This is a genomic window from Acetivibrio saccincola, from assembly GCF_002844395.1.
Taxonomy (GTDB): domain Bacteria; phylum Bacillota; class Clostridia; order Acetivibrionales; family Acetivibrionaceae; genus Herbivorax; species Herbivorax saccincola.
The window spans coordinates 3,257,947-3,281,857 of record NZ_CP025197.1 but is presented as its reverse complement, the minus strand read 5'-3'; the positions used below and the strand labels follow the sequence as shown (position 1 = coordinate 3,281,857).

23 protein-coding genes are annotated in these 23,911 nt (G+C 35.7%); 22 read left to right on the top strand and 1 reads right to left on the bottom strand.

Annotated features, from left to right (window positions below):
- Positions 1-19 precede the first annotated feature (19 nt).
- The 10 genes from HVS_RS14660 (at position 20) to rsmI (ending at position 8,351) form a co-directional block, all read left to right on the top strand.
- Positions 20-1,192, top strand: coding sequence for an NAD(P)-dependent malic enzyme (locus tag HVS_RS14660; protein ID WP_101303527.1), 1,173 nt, complete (start codon positions 20-22; stop codon positions 1,190-1,192).
- Positions 1,193-1,304: 112 nt separating this feature from the next.
- The gene (locus HVS_RS14655) at positions 1,305-1,487 is read left to right on the top strand and encodes a hypothetical protein (RefSeq protein ID WP_101303525.1); all 183 of its coding nucleotides are present in this window, start codon (positions 1,305-1,307) and stop codon (positions 1,485-1,487) included.
- A 69-nt stretch (positions 1,488-1,556) separates the two neighbouring features.
- On the top strand, positions 1,557-2,945 hold the full coding sequence (locus HVS_RS14650) for an aminotransferase class I/II-fold pyridoxal phosphate-dependent enzyme (RefSeq protein WP_242971595.1): 1,389 nt from the start codon (positions 1,557-1,559) through the stop codon (positions 2,943-2,945).
- A gap of 68 nt (positions 2,946-3,013) precedes the next feature.
- The gene (locus HVS_RS14645) at positions 3,014-3,694 is read left to right on the top strand and encodes a dTMP kinase (RefSeq protein WP_101304332.1); all 681 of its coding nucleotides are present in this window, start codon (positions 3,014-3,016) and stop codon (positions 3,692-3,694) included.
- 250 nt (positions 3,695-3,944) lie between these two features.
- Complete coding sequence (locus tag HVS_RS14640) at positions 3,945-4,397, top strand: YaaR family protein (RefSeq protein WP_101303521.1); 453 nt, start codon at positions 3,945-3,947, stop codon at positions 4,395-4,397.
- A gap of 19 nt (positions 4,398-4,416) precedes the next feature.
- Positions 4,417-5,424, top strand: a complete 1,008-nt coding sequence (gene holB / locus HVS_RS14635; protein ID WP_242971593.1) for a DNA polymerase III subunit delta' — start codon at positions 4,417-4,419, stop codon at positions 5,422-5,424.
- A complete protein-coding gene (locus HVS_RS14630; RefSeq protein WP_101303519.1) occupies positions 5,424-6,299 on the top strand; it encodes a PSP1 domain-containing protein in 876 nt (291 codons plus the stop codon). Before holB ends, HVS_RS14630 begins: the two co-directional genes overlap by 1 nt.
- 116 nt (positions 6,300-6,415) lie before the next feature.
- Positions 6,416-6,586, top strand: a complete 171-nt coding sequence (locus HVS_RS14625) for a DUF362 domain-containing protein (RefSeq protein ID WP_101303517.1) — start codon at positions 6,416-6,418, stop codon at positions 6,584-6,586.
- 144 nt (positions 6,587-6,730) lie between these two features.
- Positions 6,731-7,489: a tRNA1(Val) (adenine(37)-N6)-methyltransferase gene (locus tag HVS_RS14620; RefSeq protein ID WP_207654782.1), complete on the top strand. Its 759-nt coding sequence runs from the start codon at positions 6,731-6,733 to the stop codon at positions 7,487-7,489.
- A gap of 1 nt (position 7,490) precedes the next feature.
- On the top strand, positions 7,491-8,351 hold the full coding sequence (rsmI, locus tag HVS_RS14615) for a 16S rRNA (cytidine(1402)-2'-O)-methyltransferase (protein WP_101303515.1): 861 nt from the start codon (positions 7,491-7,493) through the stop codon (positions 8,349-8,351).
- Positions 8,352-8,413: 62 nt separating this feature from the next.
- Here the strand turns inward: rsmI and HVS_RS14610 are convergent, their stop codons facing one another.
- Positions 8,414-8,653, bottom strand: coding sequence for an AbrB/MazE/SpoVT family DNA-binding domain-containing protein (locus HVS_RS14610; RefSeq protein ID WP_101303513.1), 240 nt, complete (start codon positions 8,651-8,653; stop codon positions 8,414-8,416).
- A 620-nt stretch (positions 8,654-9,273) separates the two neighbouring features.
- On the opposite strand from HVS_RS14610, the gene HVS_RS14605 reads away from it, so the two are divergent.
- The 12 genes from HVS_RS14605 (at position 9,274) to HVS_RS14550 (ending at position 23,907) form a co-directional block, all read left to right on the top strand.
- Complete coding sequence (locus HVS_RS14605) at positions 9,274-9,861, top strand: nucleoside recognition domain-containing protein (RefSeq protein WP_101303511.1); 588 nt, start codon at positions 9,274-9,276, stop codon at positions 9,859-9,861.
- Positions 9,862-9,941: 80 nt separating this feature from the next.
- Entirely contained in the window at positions 9,942-10,469 is a 528-nt protein-coding gene (locus HVS_RS14600; protein ID WP_101303509.1) for a spore maturation protein, read from the top strand.
- A 116-nt stretch (positions 10,470-10,585) separates the two neighbouring features.
- A complete protein-coding gene (metG, locus tag HVS_RS14595; protein ID WP_101303507.1) occupies positions 10,586-12,541 on the top strand; it encodes a methionine--tRNA ligase in 1,956 nt (651 codons plus the stop codon).
- Between the two features lie 25 nt (positions 12,542-12,566).
- Positions 12,567-13,340: a TatD family hydrolase gene (locus tag HVS_RS14590; RefSeq protein ID WP_101303505.1), complete on the top strand. Its 774-nt coding sequence runs from the start codon at positions 12,567-12,569 to the stop codon at positions 13,338-13,340.
- 62 nt (positions 13,341-13,402) lie between these two features.
- The gene (locus HVS_RS14585) at positions 13,403-13,813 is read left to right on the top strand and encodes a hypothetical protein (RefSeq protein ID WP_101303503.1); all 411 of its coding nucleotides are present in this window, start codon (positions 13,403-13,405) and stop codon (positions 13,811-13,813) included.
- A gap of 218 nt (positions 13,814-14,031) precedes the next feature.
- On the top strand, positions 14,032-15,093 hold the full coding sequence (locus tag HVS_RS14580; RefSeq protein ID WP_101303501.1) for a 3D domain-containing protein: 1,062 nt from the start codon (positions 14,032-14,034) through the stop codon (positions 15,091-15,093).
- Between the two features lie 114 nt (positions 15,094-15,207).
- On the top strand, positions 15,208-16,056 hold the full coding sequence (gene rsmA, locus HVS_RS14575) for a 16S rRNA (adenine(1518)-N(6)/adenine(1519)-N(6))-dimethyltransferase RsmA (protein WP_101303499.1): 849 nt from the start codon (positions 15,208-15,210) through the stop codon (positions 16,054-16,056).
- 83 nt (positions 16,057-16,139) lie between these two features.
- Positions 16,140-17,381 carry a hypothetical protein gene (locus tag HVS_RS14570; RefSeq protein ID WP_101303497.1) on the top strand — a complete coding sequence of 414 codons (1,242 nt, stop codon included), beginning with the start codon at positions 16,140-16,142 and terminating at the stop codon, positions 17,379-17,381.
- A gap of 17 nt (positions 17,382-17,398) precedes the next feature.
- Positions 17,399-17,821, top strand: a complete 423-nt coding sequence (locus tag HVS_RS14565; RefSeq protein ID WP_101303495.1) for a bacteriohemerythrin — start codon at positions 17,399-17,401, stop codon at positions 17,819-17,821.
- A 686-nt stretch (positions 17,822-18,507) separates the two neighbouring features.
- Complete coding sequence (locus HVS_RS14560; protein ID WP_278278664.1) at positions 18,508-20,772, top strand: glycoside hydrolase family 48 protein; 2,265 nt, start codon at positions 18,508-18,510, stop codon at positions 20,770-20,772.
- Positions 20,773-20,980: 208 nt separating this feature from the next.
- Positions 20,981-21,385 (top strand): cell division protein ZapA, encoded by a 405-nt coding sequence (locus HVS_RS14555; protein ID WP_101303491.1) that lies wholly within the window; start codon positions 20,981-20,983, stop codon positions 21,383-21,385.
- Between the two features lie 32 nt (positions 21,386-21,417).
- Complete coding sequence (locus HVS_RS14550) at positions 21,418-23,907, top strand: U32 family peptidase (protein ID WP_101303489.1); 2,490 nt, start codon at positions 21,418-21,420, stop codon at positions 23,905-23,907.
- The last annotated feature ends 4 nt before the right edge of the window (positions 23,908-23,911 follow it).

Below are 23,911 nucleotides of genomic sequence, written 5' to 3'. Positions count from 1 at the left end.
TAAGATCCGGAGGTATTTTATGACAATAGAAGAAGAGGCAATAAAGGTCCATAGAGAATGGAAGGGAAAAATTGAGGTCATCAGCAAAGTGGCTGCAAACAGCAAAGAGGATTTGTCTTTGGCATATACTCCAGGAGTTGCACAGCCCTGTCTTGAAATTCAAAAGGATGTAAATTTGTCTTATACATACACAAGGAGATGGAATTTAGTTGCAGTTGTTACTGACGGAAGTGCAGTTTTAGGACTTGGTGATATAGGACCGGAGGCGGCAATGCCTGTTATGGAGGGTAAATGTGTATTATTTAAAACTTTTGCAGATGTTGATGCATTTCCCCTTTGCATAAAGTCAAAGGATGTTGATGAAATAGTTAATACAATAAGGCTTTTACAGGGAAGCTTTGGGGGAATAAATATTGAAGATATTTCAGCCCCCAGATGTTTTGAAATTGAAAGAAAGCTCAAAGAACAGTGCGACATACCTGTATTTCATGATGACCAGCATGGGACGGCAATTGTGACTTTGGCTGCCCTAATTAATGCTTTAAAGATAGTAAAGAAGGACATAGGGGATATATCTGTAGTTATAAACGGTTCCGGGGCAGCAGGAATAGCAACGGCCAGGCTTTTAATGAGTACAGGACTAAAGGATGTTATTTTGTGTGACAGAAAAGGGGCTATTTATAAAGGACGAGAAGGTTTAAACAAAGAAAAAGAAGAAATAGCTGCCATTTCAAATTCTGGTATGAAAAAGGGCACACTGGAGGAAGTAATAAAGGGTGCAGATGTATTTATAGGGGTTTCAGCACCCGGGGTTTTGACAAAGGAAATGATAAAAACAATGGCAGAAGACCCGGTGATTTTTGCCATGGCAAATCCTGTTCCTGAAATAACGCCAAAAGAGGCAAAAGAAGCAGGCGCAAAAGTTGTAGGTACGGGAAGGTCAGATTTCCCAAACCAGATAAATAACGTCTTGGCTTTTCCGGGTATATTCAGGGGTGCTTTAGATGTGAGGGCAAGTGATATCAATGACCAGATGAAAATAGCTGCTGCAAAGGCAATAGCATCTATAGTAACTGATGAGGAGCTGAATGCAGATTATATTATACCTGAACCTTTCAATCCCAAGGTAAGCCAGGAGGTTGCAAAAGAAGTTGCAAAGGCGGCGAAACAATCAGGTGTAGCAAGAATATAGATGCAAAAATGCGAATGCAATCGGCTTTTTTCTTTAAGAAATTAATGGTATAATAGCTGTGTAGAAAATAGATAGAGATATAGAAAAATATATTAAGTTAGGGGTATGTATAATGAAAGAAAAAAAGAGAGCAAAGATGTACAGGGTTTGGCACACCGACAAAAAAATCTGTTCCAAATTTGACGAAAAACAGATTTCCAAAGTAACAGCTTCAAATGTCAAAGAAGCAAGGCAAAAAGTCTTGGAGATGTTTCCGGGACACAGGGTAACATCGGTGTGGCTGATAGAGAAATAAAATGTTCCGCAAATAAAAGAGAGGGGAGCTGTCAGCATTAATCTGAATGTTCCGATATACCAAGCTTTAATGCAGTATTCAGGTAAAAATCCTGTTTGTTTTCACATGCCGGGACATAAATTAGGAAATGATCCCTATATTCCTTATGGGGACAAACTGTATCTAATGGATGTTACTGAAGTTCCCGGCTTGGATAATTTGCATCAGCCCAGTGGAGTAATAAAAGAAGCCCAGGAACTTGCGGCAAAAGCTTTTGGAGCCGATTACACTTTTTTTTTGGTAAATGGCTCCACTTGCGGTATACATGCTGCCATTATGTCTGTGTGCAAAAGAGGGGACAAACTTATAGTGGCTAGGGATTGCCACATGGCGGCAATAAACGGGATGATGCTTGCAGGGGTTGAGCCTGTATATATAAAGCCGGAGTTTGACCATAGCTTTAAAATACCATCGGTACTCAAATGTGAACATATCGAAAAAGCATTGACAGAAAACAGTGACGCAGTTGGAGTATACATAACAAGACCCAATTACTACGGAGTGTGTTCAGATATAGAAGAAATATCTAATTTGGTGCATTCCTACGGAAAAGTACTTATAGTTGATGAAGCTCACGGGGCACATTTTAATTTTTCTGACAAACTTCCGCCGGGTGCCCTGGAATTTGACAGTGATATTTGCATTCAGAGTGCTCACAAAACTCTTCCTGCACTTGGTCAAGGTGCATATCTTCATGTTAAAGGGACCAGGGCGGATGTGGAAAAAGTAAGATACAGCCTTAATATTCTGCAGACATCAAGTCCCTCGTATTTAGTGATGGCTTTTTTAGATATATCGAGGGCCATTATGGAAAAGGAAGGCAGGGAAATTTTAGAGTCTTTACTTGAGGATATTGAGAAGTTTCATGATAGTATAAGTTATAATACCCGGTTTAGAATGCTTTCAAAAGATAATTTTAAATCAGGGGATTTGGACAGGACGAGACTGGTTATAAATACAAAAAGTTACGGGTTAACAGGCTTTGAAATTGAAAACATTTTAAGAAGCCGGTACAATATACAGGTGGAAATGGCTGATTTATATAATATAGTTTGTATAGTTACAAATGCCAACAGGGGACAGGATCTAGAAGAGCTTAAAAATGCCCTTATGGATATTCACAGGGATTGCAAAGATTCTTTGCCCCTTCCTGAAATACATATCGGAGCTTATGAAATACCGGAGCAAAAGGTTAAATTAAGTGAATTGATGCATAAAAGTTTTAGAAGAATAAAACTTAAAGAGGCCTGCGGTATGGTAAGCCGGAGGATGATAACACCATACCCTCCGGGAATTCCTGTTATTTGTCCCGGGGAAGTTATGACAGAAAGTTCTATAGAATATATAATGGGGATTTTAGAATCCGGCGGAAATGTAAACGGTGTATATGAAGGGCCGGAAGTAGAAGTTTTGGCTTGATTGTGATAAAAATCTTGTTGAAAGAAAAGCCCTGTGAAAGGAAAAGTATTTATGAAAGGGAAGGTCTTATGAAAGGAAAGCTTATTATAATAGAAAGTGGGTCTGATGCAAGCGGCAAAGCCACTCAAACTGAAAAGCTTTATAAAAGGCTTGTAAGTGAAAACTATAAAGTCAAAAAAATAACTTTTCCTGATTATGATAGTGATTCATCTGCCTTGGTAAAAATGTACCTAAAGGGGGATTTTGGTAATAACCCGGAAGATGTAAATCCATATGTGGCTTCAACTTTTTATGCTGTTGATAGGTTTGCATCTTATAAAACAAAATGGGGGAAAAATTATGATTATGGGGAAATAATTTTAGCAGACAGGTACACAACTTCTAACATGGTTCACCAGGCTGCTAAAATACAGGATTTGTCCAAAAAAGATGCTTTCTTAGACTGGCTTTGGGATTTTGAGTTTAATTTGTACAAACTTCCCGTGCCGGACTGTGTTTTCTTTTTGGATATGCCCCCAAAGTACAGCAAAATCCTTATGGATAATAGGGCAAATAAAATTACAGGGGAAGATAAAAAGGATATACATGAGAGTAACTACAAATACCTTGAGGACTCTTATAATAATTCCCTTTACATTGCCAAAAAATACAACTGGCTGAGAATTGAATGTGTAAGGGACGGAAATCTTAGAACCATTGAAGATATACATGAGGAGATTTACAATAAACTTGTTGAAACTGTGCTGTAAAATTGCAACTAAAGAAAATAACCAAAAAACATAAAAACACAATAATAAAAACTTAAATAAATAAAAATACACAAAAAAAGTTAAAGCTTTCAGTCTGTATGCAAACTATAATATAAACAATGTAAATATACAAATGCTGAATTTATATACAAACCTTGAAAATATATAAACTCTCATAAAAGAAACAGGATATATAGACGATATAAAAGAAGAAGCATTGTCTTAAATATCAAACCATGGAGTGATAATGATGAGAATAAAGGAAACAGTTGCAAATACAGCCGGTATACAAGGAATAACAACTAAAGAAGAGAAAAAAGTAATTGAAGGAAAAGAAACTTCTTTTAAAAATCATTTAAAAGAAATGGACAAACTGTCCTTTGAAGAAAGAATCAAACATTTGGTAAATAAAATTGAAGAACAGGGGGAAAAGCTAAGTAAAAAAATAGACTTAAGGGAGCTTAAAATATATAAAAGACTTATAGCTGATTTTTTAGATGAAGTTGTAAGCAACTCCCACAAATTCACTAAAGACAGTACTTTAGACAGAAGGGGAAGATACAAGGTTTATGCAACTGTGAAAAAAATCAACAAAGAATTGGATGAGCTTACTCAGGAAGTTTTAAAAGAAGAAAAAGACAATATTGCAGTACTGAAAAAAATCGAAGATATAAGGGGACTGGTTTTAGACCTTTTTATATAATTAGAGGCACAATATGTATATGAGGCAGGGATTAGCAGTGAATTTTAAAGGCATTATTGGGCAAAGGGAAGTTGTAAAACGCCTTGAAGAGCAAATAAAAAATAAAAAAGTTGGACATGCATATATATTTTCAGGACCTAAAGGGATAGGAAAGAGAACTGTGGCTGAAATATTTGCTTCAATGGTTATGTGCCAGGAGGACGGCGGATATGGAAACTGTGGGGTGTGTCATTCATGCAGGCTTTTTAAGGGGGGTACAAATCCTGACTTTTACCGCATTAAAACAGAGAAAAACACAATTAGTGTTGAAGAAATAAGGAGTATGCAAAAAGATGTGTATGTAAAACCTCTTTATTCCCCTAAGAAAGTTTATTTGATAGAGGAAGCAGAAAAAATGACTGTACAGGCTCAAAATTCCCTCTTAAAGACATTGGAGGAGCCTCCCCTGTATGCAATTATTATAATGACCACATCCAACAATGAAAGCCTTTTAGAGACAATACGCTCAAGAAGTGTAATTTATAATTTTAAAAAAAATACTTATGAGGAAGTAAAAAAATATCTAATTGAAAATATTAATTTAGATGAAAAAGAGGCAAGTTTCATTGCTTCTTATGCAGACGGGGTAATAGGGAAGGCAAAAGAGCTTTCAGAATCTGATGAATTTAAAGAACTCAGGGAGAGAACGATTGGAATTTTATTAAAATTAAATGAAGGAAACCTTAAAGATATTTTTTTTGCGTATGATTTTTTTGAGGAGAATAAAGAAAAAATACAGGATATACTGGATATAATGCTGATATTTTATAGGGACATACTTATAGCTAAAAAGTTTGGAAATGAAAAAATGTTGATTAACTTGGACAAAAAAGATATTATATTAGAGAATCTAAATAATTTTTCTACAGAAAAAATTTACAAGAATATTGAAACAATAGATAATTTAAGCAATAACATTGGTAAAAATGTAAATTATCAACTTGCTGTAGAAGTTATGCTTATGAAACTTCAGGAGGAAGAATTGTAATGGTAAAAGTGGTAGGAGTAAGATTTAAAAAGGCGGGGAAAATTTATTATTTTGATCCAGGGGATTTGGAAATAGGTCTTAATGAAAATGTTATAGTAGAAACTGCCAGAGGCGTAGAATTTGGTTATGTAGTGGTTCCAAATACAGAAATCAGCGAAGAAGAGATTGTAACACCTTTAAAAAGCGTAATAAGGGTGGCTACCGAAGAGGATAAAAAGCACCATGAAGAAAATACAAGAAAAGAAAAAGAAGCATTTCATATATGCCTTGAAAAAATAAAGAACCACAACCTTGAAATGAAGCTAATTGATGTGGAGTATACATTTGATAACAACAAGATACTTTTTTATTTTACTGCCGATGGCAGGGTGGACTTCAGGGAATTGGTAAAAGACCTTGCCTCTGTATTCAGGACAAGAATTGAACTGAGGCAAATAGGGGTAAGGGACGAAGCCAAAATGATGGGGGGCTTAGGAGTATGCGGCCGGGTTATATGCTGCTACTCATTTTTGACAGACTTTCAGCCTGTGTCCATAAGAATGGCAAAGGAGCAGGGATTATCCTTAAACCCTTCAAAAATTTCAGGAGCCTGTGGCAGGCTTATGTGCTGTTTAAAATATGAGCATGAAGCTTATGAAGAAATGCTTACAAGAGTTCCTAAAGAAGGAGCTATTGTGGAAACACCTGACGGACAAGGGGTTGTAATTTCTTCAAGTCTTTTAAAAGAGCTGGTTAAGGTAAAACTTGACGATGAAAATGAGACTGACCTTAAAATATACAATGCAAATGATGTTAAAGTGATAAAAGATGCCAGACGGGATGAAGCTGAAGAAGCTGAAATTGATATGGAAGAATTGAAGGAATTAGAGGACTGATAATAATATTTTTAAAATTTATTTGCATTCGCTAAATTTAGTGGTAAAATAAAGGATGGGGTAAAGATATTATTCTTAAAAAAGCAAAAGCGTATTCTTTATAGGAGGTGTTAGTCATGGCATACTTTATAACTGATGCATGTATAAGTTGTGGCGCTTGTGAGTCAGAGTGTCCGGTTTCTTGTATTTCAGCTGGAGATAATATTTATGTAATTGATGAAGATGCATGTATTGATTGCGGAGCATGTGCAAATGTTTGTCCTGTAGACGCTCCAGTACAGAAATAAATTTTAAAGGAAATACCTTAAAAGGGATACTATTTTAAGAAGAATTCACAAGCTAATGTTGTTAAAACAGGCTAAAAAAGGAGTCGAAGGGTTTTAAACATCTTTTTTGACTCCTTTTTTGAGTATTTTTTTAAGATATTTTTAATGGCGCAGGTGTTGGATTTGGATGTATTGCTTAAAAAAAATGAGAGAATAGATGATTTACAATATAAAGGTTTGAAAATTATCCAAAAGGATGATGGATTTTGTTTTGGACTTGATGCAGTATTGGTTTCTAATTTTGCAGATGTCAGGAAAAATGATTGTGTTATAGATCTTGGCACCGGTACAGGCATTATTTCAATTTTAATTGCCGGAAAGACAGAGGCTAAAAGCATAACAGGAATTGAAATTCAGGAAGATATGGCAGAGATGGCAAACAGGAGCATTAAGCTCAATAATCTTCAGGACAGGGTAAAAATAATTTGCGGTGATTTGAGAAAAAGTCCTGAGATTTTCGGCATTTCTAAATTTGATGTTGTTGTTACAAACCCCCCCTATATGAACGTGGGAGGAGGTTTGTTAAACCCAAATGAAAAAAAAGCCATTTCAAGGCATGAGATTTTATGTACTTTAGAGGATATTATGAAGGTATCTGAAAAGATATTAAAGCCTATGGGACGCTTTGTTATGGTTCACAGGCCGGACAGGCTGGTTGATATCATATGGTTCATGAGAAAATATTCTATAGAGCCTAAATATATGAGATTTGTTTATCCGTCAGCAAATAAAAAGGCAAATTTAATTTTAATAAAGGGTACAAAGCAGGCAAGACCGCAGCTTAAAATGATGGAACCCCTTTATGTATATAATGAAAAAGGGCAATTTACAGATGAAATAAATAAAATTTACGGGAGAGAATAAAATGCCAGCAGCTGAGTCTAAGGGGACTTTGTTTTTGGTTGCCACCCCTATAGGAAATCTTGAAGATATGACATACAGGGGAATAAGGGTATTGAATGAAGTGGATATTATTGCAGCGGAAGATACCAGGCATGCAATGAAACTTTTAAATCATTTTGAAATAAAAAAACCCCTTGTAAGTTATTATGAGCACAATAAAAGGACGAGAGGGGATTTTCTAATAAATAAGCTTTTAGAGGGAAAGAACATTGCATTAATTTCAGATGCCGGTACCCCCGGTATTTCTGATCCGGGTGAGGATATTGTAAAGCTTTGTATTGAAAATGAAATCAAAGTTACAATGGTGCCTGGAGCGGTAGCGGCAATTGTGGGTCTGGTTTTGTCAGGGATTTCTTCAAAGAGTTTTGTATATGAAGGCTTTTTATCCATGAATAAAAAAGAGAGAAGGGAAAAAATAAGTTCACTGAAGGAAGAAGTGAGAACTATAGTACTGTATGAGGCACCTCACAAACTTTTAAAAACATTAAATGATTTATATGAAGCTTTAGGGAACAGAAAAATAGCTTTAGCCAGGGAGCTTACAAAAAAATACGAAGAAGTGCTGCGTTTAAATTTAAAAGATGCCATTTTAAAATATGAAAATGAAGCACCTAAGGGGGAATTTGTAATTGTAATTGAAGGTGCAGACAGGGATGAAATTCTAAAAGAAAAAATAAACAAGTGGCAGGAGCTAAGCCTTGAGGAGCACTATCAGATGTATATTTCCCAGGGTTTTGAAAAGAAAGAAGCCATGAAAAAAGTAGCAAGTGACAGGGGTATTAGTAAAAGGGATGTATATAATAAGCTCATTAAAGGTAATTAGGATAAAATTAAAAGAAGCCTGACTTTTGTCAGACTTCTTTTAATTTAAATTATAAAGCCTAATTAACTCTTCAACTCTCTTAAGCAATCAGGACATATGTTTTTTGATTTGTAAACAGTTACGTCCTTTGCATTTCCGCAGAAAATACACGCAGGCTCATACTTCTTAAGTATGATGGTTGAACCGTCCACATAAATTTCCAGCGCGTCCTTTTCGGCGATATCAAGAGTTCTTCTTAGCTCGATTGGTAAAACCACTCTTCCTAGCTCGTCAACTTTTCTTACAATACCAGTAGATTTCATAATAAATCCTCCTCCATTATAACAGTATTCGACAAACTTTGCACTTTCATCATACCATATATGCCAATAATAGTCAAGGATTTTTTAAAAAATCTTCAAGAAAATACAATGATAAAACATCAAAATAATTTCAAAGTACAACAAATTCTATATTTTACTGTTTATAAAACAATAAAATACGTAAGGGAATAACAAATAAACCAAATTCAAATAAAATATGCAGACAATTAAAATATTGATATTTCTGCATAAATATTAAAAATATGATACTTAAAAGATTATTTTAAAATATCATATATATATATAATTTATATAATTACATAAAATTATTTATATAAAATAATTATACATGAATTTATCTAAAAAACAACTAAAACCTTTAAAAAAGTCAAAAAATTTTTTAAATTTTACATTTTGTTCATAAATTTATTTCAATGCTGAAATAATGCTGAAACAATAATAAAAGACGGATTACTTAAAAAGTTTACAACAAAAAAATTTACTAAATAAAAAATATAAAAGTCTAAATATAATAATTTTTAAATAAAACATTTAGTATAAATACAATATAAGCCCATATAATTAATTTAGAGAAATGCTTTTATATCCGAGGGTTTGATGTGCTGAATTATATTTGGGCAGGAATGCTTATTACGGGAATTATTGTAGGTGCAATGAACGGAAGAATTGATGAGGTGACAAAAGCAATCATCACCTCATCCCAAAACGCAATTGAGCTTAGCATAGGACTTTTGGGGGTTATGTGCCTTTGGACCGGTCTTATGGGGATAGCTGAGAAAAGCGGGATTATAGAGGGTATTGCCAAAATTTTGAGACCATTAATAAAATTCCTATTCCCTGAAATACCCAAAAACCACCCTGCAGCAGGGGCAATAGTGATGAATCTGGTTGCCAACTTTTTTGGACTGGGAAATGCAGCTACGCCATTGGGCATTAAAGCCATGAAGGAGCTCCAAAAGCTGAATAAACAAAAAGACACTTCAACCAATGCCATGAGTACATTTCTTGTTCTCAATACATGCTGTGTACAGTTTATACCTGCGACAATTATTGCAGTAAGGGCTTCTGCCGGTTCAAAAAACCCTGCAGGGATAATAGGAACCATCTGGGTTGCGACCATATGTGGCACTATAGTGGGGATAATAGCAGTTAAATTTTTCTCAGCTGTTTATAAAAGCAATAATTAACTACTAATTATGAAAGCAACAAATTATAAAAGTAACGAATTATAAAAGCAAGCAATTAACTACAAAAAGCGGGGGGTTTTATGGACATAATAAAGGCAGTGTCTTCATATGCCGTACCGGCAATTTTTGCAGTTATTCTGATAGCCGGTATGTATAGGGATGTAAAGGTGTATGATATATTTGTTGACAGTGCTAAGGAAGGCATAACAACCGTTGTAAAAATTATTCCCCCATTAGTGGGATTAATTGTGGCTACCGGGGTGTTTAGGGCGTCTGGTGCCCTTGAACTTTTAATTTATGCAGCAAAGCCAATTGCAGGGCTGTTTAATATTCCATCTGAAACCCTGCCCCTTGTATTTATCCGCCCTATTTCAGGCAGTGCTTCCCTGGCTTTACTCTCTGACATATTAAAAGAGTACGGGGCGGATTCTTTTATAGGAAGGGTTGCATCTACAATGATGGGTTCAACGGAAACAATATTTTATACCCTGACCGTTTATTTTGGCGCTGTGGGAGTAAAAAAAGTAAGATATACCCTTTTAGCAGCCCTTATGGCAGATTTTGCAAGTGCCATTGTGTCAGTGTGGATATGCACTCTGGTATCCTGATAGAAGAAATTAGCTTGAAAAAAACTTCTTAAATATGTATATTAGTATTAATGGAATTTTTGAGGGATGATATTTATTCTATGCGGCTATTTAATTTTTAAGGAGGAATTTTTAAAATGAGCAGTGGAAAATTTTATATAACAACACCAATATATTACCCAAGTGACAAATTGCACATAGGTCATTCTTATACAACCGTTGCGGCGGATGCAATGGCTAGATATAAAAGGCTTAAAGGTTATGACGTAATGTTTCTTACAGGAACAGATGAACATGGGCAGAAGATACAAAGGGTTGCAGAAAAAAGAGGTGTTACACCTAAGCAGCATGTTGATGAGATAGTTGAAGGAATAAAGAAAATGTGGAAACTTATGAAAATAACAAATGATAAGTTTATAAGAACCACAGATGATTATCATATAAAGGCAGTTCAAAAAATATTCAAAAAACTATATGATAACGGGGACATTTACAAAAGCGAGTATGAGGGCTGGTATTGCACTCCTTGCGAGTCATTTTGGACTAAAACCCAGCTTGAGGACGGGAAATGCCCTGATTGTGGAAGGGATGTTGAGCTGACAAAAGAAGAAAGTTACTTCTTCAGGCTTTCTAAATACCAGGACAGGCTTATGAAGCATATTGAAGAAAACCCTGATTTTATCCAGCCGGTTTCAAGGCGGAATGAAATGATCAACAATTTTTTAAAGCCTGGTCTTGAGGATTTATGCGTATCAAGAACCACCTTTAACTGGGGGGTTCCTGTAACCTTTGATGAAGGTCATGTGGTGTATGTGTGGATTGACGCCCTTTCCAATTATATTACAGCACTGGGCTATATGTCAGAAGATGATTCCCTCTACAAAAAATACTGGCCGGCAGATGTTCAGCTGCTAGGAAAAGAAATTGTGCGTTTCCATACCATTATATGGCCTGCTATGCTTATGGCTCTTGGCGAACCGCTGCCTAAGCAGGTTTACGGTCATGGCTGGCTTCTTTTAGAAGGGGGCAAGATGTCCAAGTCAAAGGGGAATGTGGTTGACCCTGTAATACTTGTAGAAAAATACGGGCTTGATGCTGTAAGATATTTTCTTTTAAGAGAAGTGCCCTTTGGTTCTGACGGGGTTTTCACCAACGAAGCTTTAATTAACAGAATAAACTCAGACCTTGCTAATGATTTGGGCAATTTGGTAAGCAGGACCGTTGCAATGATAGACAAGTATTTTGACGGTACTATACCTTCTAATAGAGAGCCGGGGGATTTTGACGATGATTTAATGGAAGTGGTTATGAATACACCCGGAAAAGTTGAAGAACTTATGGACAATCTCCAGTTTAATGTGGCTCTTTCAGAGATTTGGAAAACAGTTTCCAGGACAAACAAATATATAGATGAGACAATGCCCTGGGTTTTAGCTAAAGAAGAGGCAAAGAAAGACAGGCTTGCTGCAGTACTTTACAACCTTGCAGAGAGCATCCGGGTTATCTCAATCCTGATACAGCCCTTTATGCCTGAAACACCTGAGAAAATATGGCATCAGTTAGGACTTGCACAGGGTGATGCAACATCCTGGGAAAGTGCAAAGAAATGGGGAGGCTATCCTGAAGGTGCAAAGGTGAATAAAGGGGAAAGCTTATTCCCTAGAATAGATTTAGAAAAGGAAATGAAAGAGCTTGAAGAAATTGAAAAGAAAATAAAAAAAGACAGCAAGGAAGAACCTTCCCAAAAAGAGAATGAAGGCGGCAAAAAAGAATATATAACTATAGAGGATTTTGCAAAAATAGACCTTAGGGTGGGAAAGGTTTTAGAGGCAGAGAAAGTTGAAAAAGCCGACAAACTTTTAAAATTAAAGCTGGAAGTTGGAGAAGAGACCAGACAGGTGGTGGCCGGCATAGCCAAACATTACAAACCTGAGGATATTATAGGAAAATATGTCTTAATTGTTGCAAATTTAAAACCGGTTAAACTCCGCGGTATTGAATCCCAGGGAATGATTCTTGCCGCTTCAAATGACAAAGAACTGGTTCTTGCAACAGTTGACAATATGATAGAAACAGGAGCTAAAGTTAAATAAAATTTATAAAAAACAGGAGAGTACTATGTTTTTTGATTCACATGCCCATTATGATGATAGAAGATTTGACAATGACAGGGAAGAAATTATAAAGGATGCATTTAATAACGGGGTAAGCTACATATTAAATGCATCATCAAGCAGAAAGTCGGTGGCAGAGACCGTCTCTTTGGCCAATGAATTTGAAAAAATTTACGCTGCAGTGGGTATTCACCCCCACGATGCAAAAGATATGGATGAGGATTTTTTGGAGGAGCTAAAAAATTATGCAAAAAATCCGAAGGTGGTTGCCGTTGGGGAGATAGGACTTGACTACCACTATGATTTTTCCCCCAGGGATACTCAAAAATTCTGGTTTAAAAGGCAGATAAATTTAGCAAAAGAGCTAAAGCTTCCAATAATAATACATGACAGGGAAGCCCATAAAGATGTTCTTGATATAGTAAAAAGTGAAAAAGCCGGTGAAGTGGGAGGAGTTTTTCACTGTTTTTCAGGCAGTGTGGAGATGGCCAGGGAAGTTTTGAATAATAATTTCTACATTTCACTGGCAGGTCCTGTAACTTTTAAAAATGCCAGAAAAGCAGCTGAAGTTGCAGAATATGTGCCAATAGACAGGCTTTTGATTGAGACGGATTGTCCCTATCTGACACCGGAGCCTTATAGAGGCAAAAGAAATTATTCAGCCTATGTAAAATATGTTGCAGAAAAAATTGCAGAGATAAAAGGAATGGAATTAGAAGAGGTGGCAGAAAAGACTACTGCCAATGCTAAAAAATTATTTAAAATCCGGAAAGGGTAACCAATTAACCTCCAATACATATAATGGATATATAATATTCATCATGTATTGGAGGTTGTTTTATGGAGAAAAACAGAAGTGTTAAAGGCGGAGCAATGCCAGGTGAAAATATTCCCAATCAAAAATGCGGGACACAGGAAGCATTAGCAAATCTTCAAATGCCCCAATGCCCGCCGCCGGTACCCCAATGCCCCCCAAAGGCACCTCAATGTCCGCAGATGCACATGGGACAAATGCACGGAGGTTTTCCTCATATGCCCTGTATGCCTCAAATGCCTTACATGGGACATATGCCATATCAAATGCCTTATATGCACCACATGGCAGGTATGCCAATGATGTACTGGCCGATGATGATGCACGGTATGATGCCGGGTATGGATTGTGCAGGCATGTACTATGGTATGCCAAATATGGATTATACAGGTATGGGTCAGGGAATGTCAGGCAGTGATTGCATGGGATTGTACTAAATGTAAAAAAATTAAATAACTTTAGAATAAACAGTGAATTTCTGGTCAAAACTAGATATTGAGGATTTAAGAGGAATTGTATAAAAAGTAAAAGTAAATAACGGAAAAGCTTGTGGTGTAAAGGTTTAGCCCACTTTGAAACAAGAAGGATTTGACAAAAAAAAATATTTGAAATAAAATAACCATTAGCCCCTAAAAATTATTAGGAGGATGATAATTTGTCACCGTTACTTGGAAAAAGTATCAGACGGTATATTTCATTAAAAGCACTTGCAGTAATGATAGTAGCTTTCATAGTATCTATGTCAGCTGTTGTTGGTACTTGTCTTTACTTAAGTAAAGATGTAGTTATCAATGCAGATGGTGACGTTATTGTAGTGCGTACAATGAAATCTACCGTAGGAGAGATACTGAATCAAAGTGGGCTGGAAATAGGAGAACACGATTACATAAGCTTACCATTAGAAACTAAGTTACAAAAGAAAAATACCAACATTATAAACATAAAGAGAGCAGTACCATTAATTGTGGAGGTGGATGGCAAAAAGATAACTTTAATGACTGTAAAGGACACCGTTGGCGAGGCATTAAAAGAGGAACCTGTAAATCTTCGCATAGGAGATAGAATTGAAGGTGCTAATTACAGTCAAAAAGTAAAAGAGAATCTGGAAGTAAAGGTTATCAGGGTAAAGCACAAAGTAGTAACAGAAGAAGAAACCATCCCTTATGAAGTTATAGAAAGAGAAAACGGCAACATGGAAATTGGAGAACAAAGGGTAGTTCAAGAAGGTACTGAAGGTAAAATAGAAAAAGTGTATGTGGTAAAATACGAGGACGGTAAGGAAGTATACCGTCAGCTTATGTACGAGGCCGTTGTTTCAGAGCCTTCAGAAAAAATTGTTGAATATGGTACTGTTGCAAGCTATGTAAGTTCAAGGGGAGACCGGTTCAGGTACTCAAAGGTACTTGAAATGCGGGCTACAGCGTATACAGCCTCTTATGAGTGTACAGGTAAGAGACCCGGCGACCCTGGTTTTGGTATTACATATACAGGTATACCGGTAAGACCGGGGATTGTAGCTGTAGATCCTAATGTCATTCCATTAGGGTCAAGGCTGTATATTGAAGGTATCGGGGATACTCCGGATTATGGGTATGCCTTGGCTGCTGATATTGGAAGTGCTGTAAAGGGTGATATAATAGACCTTTACAAAGAAAGCACAGAAGAAGTAAAAAAATGGGGCGTTAGAAAAGTCAGGGTATACATATTGAGGGATTAACAAAAATTTAAATTCCACCTTAAATATTTAAGGTGGAATTTAAATTTTATCATGAATATTTTTTAAAATTCTTAAATCCGGTGAGAACAAAATAATTTAGCGAGGATATAAGATATGCAAAATACAAGGGAAACTATTAAAAAATATAATATACAATTGACAAAGTCTTTAGGGCAAAATTTTTTAACTGATTTTAATGTGGTAAAGAAAATAGTAAATACTGCGGATGTGGGGCAAGAGGATGTTGTAATTGAAGTAGGACCGGGAATTGGTACAATGACTTTAGAGCTTGCCAAAAGGGCTAAAAAGGTAATAGCAATAGAAATTGACAAAAGACTTATTCCTGCATTGGAAGATAATTTAAGTGGTTTTTCTAATGTACAAATTATAAATATGGATATAATGAAGGCAGATATAAATGCTATAACATCTGAATATGACAGCTCAAATATAAAGGTGGTTGCAAACTTACCTTATTACATAACAACTCCCATCATCATGAAGTTTTTAGAAGAAGATACAAAAGCAGATATGATGGTTTTTATGATTCAAAAGGAAGTTGCCAGAAGGATAGTTGCCGGACCGGGAACAAAGGATTATGGTGCCCTGTCTGTGGCTGTCCAATACTATTCCAAACCGGAAAAGGCTTTTGATGTGCCGCCCCACTGTTTTATCCCTCAGCCTGATGTGGACTCTGCAGTTATAAAGCTTATTATTAATAAAGAACCACCGGTAAAACTCTTAGACAAAGGTATGTTTTTTAAAACTGTAAAGTGTTCTTTTGCCCAAAGAAGAAAGACTTTAATAAATGCCCTTTACAATACAGGAGGGCTTAACAAATCCAAGGAGGAAATAAAGGAAATTCTAAAAAGCATGGGTGTGGATGAAAACACAAGGGGAGAGATGCTGTCAATTCAACAGTTTGCCATGCTTTCTAATTTACTTTATGAAAGCTCTCTTTAGTTTTCAAAGATTTTTTTAAGTATTACATTTAAAATAGTAATGTCCCTCCTAAAGTAACATATAAATATGAAGGGGGGATGTAAATGGTTAAATATTATAAAACTTTTTTTATGTTAAATGAGGAAGACAGAGGCTTTAAAGAAGGCAACAGTCCTTCTGGCTATGTAAAAATCGAGGCGAGGGAAGGAAAAGGCAGGCTTGATTGTCATGTTTCCAATTTGAAAAGTGAAAATTTAAAATACAAACTATATATTATGAAGGTGGATGAGGAAAATGTTGTGTACTTTTCACCAGGCTATATTAACTTTAAAGGAAGGGAAGGGGAACTTATAAAATATTTTGACCCTTCCAATGTAGGAGGTACAGGCATATCCATCGAACATTTTAATGCCGCAGCACTGCTGTTGGACTCTTCTTATGACAGCATTATATGTCCTTTAGCAGGGTATAAAGACAAAAAAAAAGAGTGGAGAAGCAAACTAAAAAGAAGTCTTAATGCTAAAGCTATACCCCAAAATAAAAATTTTACAGAAAATAGTGCAACACGGACTAAAAAAGATGAGTCTATAACGAATAATATAGTAGATAACATCATTGCTAATAATAAGGTAGCAACAGATAATAAAGAGACTAATAAAGATACAGGTATTAAATATGGTAAAGGGGATAGCGACAAAGATAATAATAAAGGTGGTAATAATAAAGATAATAATAAAGGAAATATTAAAAATGATATAAAAGATACCGGTATAAAATATACAGGCAGGGGTAATGAGTACGGCAGTGAAAATAAAACCGGAAACAGCAATGGAAATAAGGAAGAGAGTATTATAGGTAATACAGGAAATACCGGGATAAGTGAAAAAGGTATTAAGTTTGAAGAAGAAAAAAACGATAAGAATACAAACCCTAAGAATTCAGAAGAAGAAAAAAACCTGGAAGGGTATTTTGATAAATTTTTTAAAAAAATCAAACCCTTCAGGGTGGAGAGAAAGGACTACAAATGGTGGCAGATACTTAATCCCGCAGACTTAAATAATATTTTTTATAAATTCAATATAAAAGTTCCTTTACTCTTTAATCCCCTTGTAATGATGTCGTACTTTAAGTATAAGCACATGATAGTGGGCTTGTATGAAGACCGGAAGAAAAAACTTAAGTACATTGTATGCGGGATTCCCGGTCTTTACTGGGTGGACGAAAACCCCTTTGGGGAAGTTTGCAGATGGGCACAGGTAGAAGGGGATAAACCCAGGTATGGGGCTTTTGGATATTGGCTGATTTATATAAATCCGGCAACAGGGAGGATACTCAGCAATAATTAAAACCAAGGAGGGCTATTATGTCTATACAATGGAGAAAAAGCTATGAAATAGGTGTAGAGGAGATAGACAGCCAGCACAAAGAACTATTTAAAAGGATAAGGGATCTTTTAGATGCATGTTCCCAAAACAAAGGAAGACAAGAAGTTTCTAAAATGATTGACTTTTTAGAAGAGTATGTTGACATTCATTTTACATCAGAGGAAAAGCTTCACGTAAAAAATCTATATCCTGAGTACAAGGGACACAAACTTCTGCATATAAAATTTGTAGAGAATTTTGAAGAAATAAAAAGGAAATTTGAAAGTGAAGGACCAACCCTTCAGTTTGTAGCAATGGTAAACAAATTTGTTGTAGAGTGGTTAATTCACCATATAGGTACTGCTGACAGGGCTTTTGGGAACTATTTAAGAAATAAGGAAGACAAAAACGGTGACAATTGAATATTATTACTTGCACATAAATGGGATGTGTATTATAATAAAATTGAATCTAATATACAGGATTATGTATTATTTTTACAATAACTAGATAATCTTTTTTATCTTTATGATAAATTTATTGATTATCTAATTATTTTAATGTAAAATAGAACTAGGGATTTGCCCTGTGGAACATTGAAAATTAAATATTTTGGCATATTTACTACATATTGTTTAAGTTGAAAATTTACCGGTCTTTTTTTAACATCCCACTATAGAAGTGCAAATTTATGAAGTAATGTATAAGTAAGAAATGATGTTTTTTTCAAGTACAGTCCGTTCAATGTTCATTGTTGTCTGTTCAACTAAGATTTAAAAGCAATTTGGAAATAATTCATCTCACCAATATATCCATTTTAATTTAAGTATTCCAATTAATGAGTTTTCAACGCCTTTATATACTTTATGTATATGTTTTATATTATAACCTTTATATAACTTTACCTTTGTTTTCTGCTGCATTTTTATGCAGAATTATAAATTTACCAATTTTGTGTTTTGGTTAAATTTTAAGTTTTATGATGAGTTTAATGTAGAAAAAATAATATCTGCAAAAAGGGGGAATGATTTAATTGTAGGTAGGACTGCATTATATCATCATATTACTTAAAAACAAACATGTATAAATGAAAGGGGAAGAAGTGAGAATGAAAAGAAAAATTTCAATTCTGCTAGCAGTAATTATGATTGTCAGTATTATGACACCTATTACGTCATTTGCAGAAATTAGAAGAACATCTGAGCACAAGCCTTATAACCACACAAAGAGTGGGGCATCATACAAGGACTTGTTCTTAGAGCTTCATGAAGACATTACAAACAGCGGCTACTACAGCCCAGACGAAGGTATTCCTTACCACTCAATTGAAACAATGCTTGCTGAGGCACCTGACTATGGACATGTTACAACCAGTGAAGCATTAAGTTACTATGTTTGGTTAGAAGCTGTTTATGGAAAATTCACAGGAGACTGGTCACGTTTCAACAAATCATGGGATGTGCTTGAATACTTAATTCCTAGTGACAGTATCCAACAGGCAGGTATGAGAAATTATAATCCTAGCAGCCCTGCTACTTACGCTGCTGAGCATGAACTACCTGACTACTATCCATCCCAATTAGAATTTGACAAGCCAGTGGGAAGCGACCCTGTTCATAATGATTTAACAAGTGCTTATGGTCCAAGCATTTACCTAATGCACTGGTTAATGGACGTTGACAACTGGTATGGATTTGGTAGAGGAACTGAAGCTACATTTATCAATACTTTCCAAAGAGGGGAACAGGAGTCAACATGGGAAACAATCCCTCACCCATCAATTGAAGAATTTAAATATGGTGGACCAAACGGATTCCTTGACTTATTTACTATAGACAATTCATACTCAACACAGTGGCGTTTTACAAATGCTCCTGACGCAGAAGCACGTACTATCCAGGGTGTATACTGGGCTAACAAATATGCTAAAGAGCAAGGTAAACAAAGCCAGATAAGAACTGTAGTTGAGAAAGCTACAAAGATGGGAGACTTTGTAAGAAATAACTTCTTTGATAAATACTTTTACGAAATTGGTTCAGCTCAAAATGATGGTAACCCAACACCTGGTACAGGTTATAACAGTGCACACTATCTATTAGCATGGTATACAGCATGGGGTGGCGGAATACAGTATGACTGGTCATGGAAAATAGGCTGCAGCCACGCTCACTTTGGATACCAGAGCCCATTCTTAGCATGGATTATGTCAACTCAAAGCGATTTTGCTCCTAAGTCAGCAAATGGTAAGAGAGACTGGGAGACAAGCTTAGAGAGACAATTAGAATTCTATACATGGTTACAATCAGCTGACGGTGCTATAGCTGGTGGAGCTACAAACTCATGGAAAGGTAGATACGAAAGATATCCATCCGGAAAATCAACATTCTACGGAATGGCATATGTAGAAAACCCTGTTTATGCAGACCCAGGAAGTAACACTTGGTTTGGTATGCAGGCATGGTCAATGCTTCGTATGGTTGACCTATACTTAGAATCCGGAAACAAGATGGCAGAAGAATTACTTGACAAATGGGTACCTTGGGTTCTGGATGTAACTGAAGTTGAAGACGGCGGAACTATATACATACCATCAGGAATAGACTGGAGCGGAGAGCCAGATACATGGACAGGAAGAAGATCAGCTAACAGTTCACTAAGAGTAGAAGTTACTTCAAGAGGACAAGACCTTGGAGTTGCAGGTGCACTTGCAAACTGCTTAATTACATACGCAGCAGCTGTAGAGAGACATAAGGGTTCACGTACAGAACTGGCAAATAAAGCTTTAAAACTTGGTAAAGACATAGTTGACACTGTTTGGACTATATACCGTACAGACAAGGGAGTTATGGCTCCTGAAACCCGTGGAGACTTCCACCGCTTCTTCTCACAAGAAATATATGTTCCATCAGGATGGAGCGGAAAAATGCCTAACGGTGACGAAATTAAACCTGGAGTAAAATTCATAGACATCCGTTCAAAATATAAAGATGACCCAATGTATGACACAATTAGAAGAGCTTACGAAGCTGGAGAAGATCCAGAAGTTTACTTCCACCGTTACTGGGCACAGGTTGACTACGCACTTGCAATAAGCAGATTGGAAGAATACTTCCCAGATCTGAAATATAGAAATACTATGGAAGATAAAGATGATGATGACGGCGGCGACGTATTGCTTGGAGACATTAACAGCGATGGAGTAATTGACTCAATAGACGCAACATTGCTATCAAGACTTATCCTTGAAATCAGAGTAAACAATGCAAACAGAAAAGCTGCTGACATTAACCAAGACGGTGAAATCGATACTTTAGACTACTCACTACTATCAAGACACGTATTAGAAATTTCTCCAATAAGACAACCTAGATAATAAAATTAGGGGGCAGATTGCCCCCTTAATTTTATTTTAAAGTAAAAAAGAGAATGATAAAAATATCATTCTCTTTTTTAAATATTCTTTAAATAAGGGGTTTTTAATTTGTAAATGCTTTTTATGACGAAATATAGTATAATATTAAAAAATGTGTCTTTTTTGTGGGGAAGGTAAGCATTAATTTCCAAAAAAGGAGCTGGTAACTGTGGCAGAGAGAAACAAGGTAAATGTGAGGATAGCAGGCAAAGACTATACCCTTCTGGGAAAAGAAACTGAAGAGTATATACAAAAAGTTGCCCTTTACGTTGACAAAAAGCTAAATACAATTATGAACCAAAATAGTAAACTCAGCACCTCCATGGCATCTGTTTTAGCGGCTATAAATATTGCAGATGACTATTTTAAAGCATGTGAAAATATAGATAATTTAAGCAGGGAGCTAAACAGCCTGAGGGAAGAAATCCAAAAGCTCAGAGACGAAAACACCAGTCTTGCCAATGAAAATGAAGTATTAATAAATAAGAACACCAATTACCAGTTGCAGCTTGCCAAAAGAGAAGCAGAATTAAATGAAGTTAGAAACTCATTTAAAAGGGAAAAAAGGCAATAATAAAATTAATAAATTAATTAAAGAGGAGAGATATGCATATAAAGAGTAAGGTTGAACTTCTTGCACCATGCGGAAGCCGGGAGTCTTTTTTAGCAGCTGTTGAAAATGGTGCGGATGCTGTTTATTTAGGAGGAAAGGATTTTAGTGCAAGACAGTTTGCAGAAAATTTTGATAATGATTTATTGAGACAGTCCATAGAATATGCTCATATAAGAGATGTAAATGTGTATCTTACCATGAATACCCTTATATCAGATAAAGAATTGAAAAGAGCCCTTAATTTTTTGGATGAAGCATGTTACTCAGGCATTGACGGGGTAATCGTACAGGATTTGGGGTTTGCCAGGGAAGTAAGGAGATTTTTTCCCCAACTTAGCTTGCATGCAAGTACCCAGATGACTGTATATAATGTGGAAGGCGTTAGAATTCTTGAAGAACTGGGTTTTAACAGGGTTGTACTTGCAAGGGAGCTGTCTTTAGAGGAAACAGACAATATCTCAAGAAATACTTCCATTGAGACAGAGGTATTTGTACATGGGGCTTTATGCATTTCCTACTCAGGACAATGCCTTATGAGCAGTATTATAGGGGGAAGGAGCGGAAACAGGGGAAGATGTGCCCAGCCCTGCAGGCTTAACTATCAGCTGATTGATAAAAATGATAAAGTTTTAGGGAATTCATATCTTCTCAGCCCTAAGGATTTATGTACACTAAATTTTTTAAATGAAGTGGTAAATAGCGGGGTTAAATCCCTTAAAATAGAGGGCAGGATGAAAAGTCCGGAATATGTTGCTGTTACTGTTAGAATATACAGAAAATATTTGAATAAAATTTTAAAAGGGGAAGAAAACCATCAAGATTGTATAGATGAGGATGATTTAAAGGATTTAGCCCAGATTTTTAACAGGGGAGGCTTTACAGAAGGGCATCTTAAAAGAAGGACAGGAAAATCCTTAATGTCCTTTGAAAAACCTAAAAATTGGGGAATATATATTGGAGATGTAATTTCCTATAACAGGCATTCAAATACAATTACATTAAACCTTAAAGATAACATTTCCATTGGAGATGGAATTGAAATCTGGAATGGTGAAGATGAAAGTCCGGGCACAATTGTAACTTCAATAAAGAACAGAAAAAGAGATGTTAAAAGTTCTTATACAGGTGAACTGGTATCTATAGGCAGCATCAGAGGAAATATTTCAAAAGGGGATAAAGTCTTCAGGACATCCAGCAGCAGGCTGAATAAAGAGGCCCAAGAAACTTTTTCAGGGAAGGATATCCGTAAGGTTTATATAGAAGGGGAAATTAACATTTTACACGGGCAGCCGGCAATTTTTACTGTGAAGGACAATTTGGGAAATGAACATAAAGTAGTGGGCAGCCAAATTGTACAAAAGGCAATAAACCGACCCCTTACGAAGGAGAGAATAGAAGAGCAGCTAAAAAAAACAGGGGGTACTGCTTTTGAATTTAAAAAGATAGAAATTAATTTAGAAGAAGGAGTTTCTTTACCTATAAGTGAGATAAATAATTTAAGAAGAGAGGCTATAAAAAAATTAGAGCATTACAAGAAAAATAAGTATAAGAGAGTGCTTGTAAAGGAATTTGACAATCTCTCATGTGAAGGTGAAGATATAGGGGATAAAGAAATTTTAAAAGAAAGGGAACTCGTTATAGCTGCGTATTTTTATAGAGCAGATGAAAAGGAAGAGTATTACTGTGTTGGCACAGACAGAGTGTATCTTCCAATAAAGATTTTTCAAGATGAAAAAAATATAAAAATGATTTCTAATATAAAGAAAAGAGTTAAAGAAGTATTTGTAAGCATTCCTCCTATAACACGGGGGAATTACCAAGGCATTGTAAATTCAAAGTTAAAAGCTTTAGTTAATGCAGGGGTTGATGGTTTTATTATAGGAAATACCGGAGCTTTAAAAGATATACAAAAAGTAAATAAAGAAAATATAAAAGTAATGGGGGATTATTCTTTAAATATTTTTAACGGCAGCAGCATTTGTGCATTAAAAGACTTAGGATTTTCAGGGACTGTACTTTCTTATGAGATGAATTTAAACCAGATAAAAAACATTAAAGATATCCCGGGTTTTCAAAAGGAAATAGTGGTTTACGGAAAGATTCCTTTGATGACAAGCCAGTACTGTCCGTTAAGTGCTTTAGAAGGGTGTAAGGGAAGGTGCAGGGAAGAAGGTTTTTATTTAAAGGACAGAAAAGGCATGAAATTCCCTGTTATTATGGATGATACTGATTGCAGGACTACAATTTTCAACGGACAGGTATTACTTTTTACAGAAAATATTGATAAAATGAGTTTGTGGGGAATTGATGTGCTAAGACTTATTTTTACAGATGAAGAACCTTTAAAAATGAGAAATATAGTCAGTATGTACAGGGACATGGTTCAAAATAAAACTGATGCATTTTCAAAACATCAATCCTTAATAGAAGGAATAAAGAAAAAAGGATTTACAAAAGGACATTTTTTAAGGGGTGTACTTTAGGAGG

Bases quoted from the DNA above. Each gene is read 5' to 3' on its own strand.
- HVS_RS14640 (WP_101303521.1), top strand. From the start codon at position 3,945: ATGAGAATAAAGGAAACAGTTGCAAATACAGCCGGTATACAAGGAATA.
- HVS_RS14650 (WP_242971595.1), top strand. From the start codon at position 1,557: ATGCAGTATTCAGGTAAAAATCCTGTTTGTTTTCACATGCCGGGACAT.
- HVS_RS14550 (WP_101303489.1), top strand. From the start codon at position 21,418: ATGCATATAAAGAGTAAGGTTGAACTTCTTGCACCATGCGGAAGCCGG.
- HVS_RS14655 (WP_101303525.1), top strand. From the start codon at position 1,305: ATGAAAGAAAAAAAGAGAGCAAAGATGTACAGGGTTTGGCACACCGAC.
- HVS_RS14600 (WP_101303509.1), top strand. From the start codon at position 9,942: ATGGACATAATAAAGGCAGTGTCTTCATATGCCGTACCGGCAATTTTT.
- HVS_RS14585 (WP_101303503.1), top strand. From the start codon at position 13,403: ATGGAGAAAAACAGAAGTGTTAAAGGCGGAGCAATGCCAGGTGAAAAT.
- HVS_RS14570 (WP_101303497.1), top strand. From the start codon at position 16,140: ATGGTTAAATATTATAAAACTTTTTTTATGTTAAATGAGGAAGACAGA.
- HVS_RS14560 (WP_278278664.1), top strand. From the start codon at position 18,508: ATGAAAAGAAAAATTTCAATTCTGCTAGCAGTAATTATGATTGTCAGT.
- HVS_RS14590 (WP_101303505.1), top strand. From the start codon at position 12,567: ATGTTTTTTGATTCACATGCCCATTATGATGATAGAAGATTTGACAAT.
- HVS_RS14645 (WP_101304332.1), top strand. From the start codon at position 3,014: ATGAAAGGAAAGCTTATTATAATAGAAAGTGGGTCTGATGCAAGCGGC.
- HVS_RS14625 (WP_101303517.1), top strand. From the start codon at position 6,416: ATGGCATACTTTATAACTGATGCATGTATAAGTTGTGGCGCTTGTGAG.
- rsmA (WP_101303499.1), top strand. From the start codon at position 15,208: ATGCAAAATACAAGGGAAACTATTAAAAAATATAATATACAATTGACA.
- holB (WP_242971593.1), top strand. From the start codon at position 4,417: ATGAGGCAGGGATTAGCAGTGAATTTTAAAGGCATTATTGGGCAAAGG.
- HVS_RS14610 (WP_101303513.1), bottom strand. From the start codon at position 8,653: ATGAAATCTACTGGTATTGTAAGAAAAGTTGACGAGCTAGGAAGAGTG.
- HVS_RS14630 (WP_101303519.1), top strand. From the start codon at position 5,424: ATGGTAAAAGTGGTAGGAGTAAGATTTAAAAAGGCGGGGAAAATTTAT.
- HVS_RS14660 (WP_101303527.1), top strand. From the start codon at position 20: ATGACAATAGAAGAAGAGGCAATAAAGGTCCATAGAGAATGGAAGGGA.
- HVS_RS14620 (WP_207654782.1), top strand. From the start codon at position 6,731: ATGGCGCAGGTGTTGGATTTGGATGTATTGCTTAAAAAAAATGAGAGA.
- rsmI (WP_101303515.1), top strand. From the start codon at position 7,491: ATGCCAGCAGCTGAGTCTAAGGGGACTTTGTTTTTGGTTGCCACCCCT.
- metG (WP_101303507.1), top strand. From the start codon at position 10,586: ATGAGCAGTGGAAAATTTTATATAACAACACCAATATATTACCCAAGT.
- HVS_RS14565 (WP_101303495.1), top strand. From the start codon at position 17,399: ATGTCTATACAATGGAGAAAAAGCTATGAAATAGGTGTAGAGGAGATA.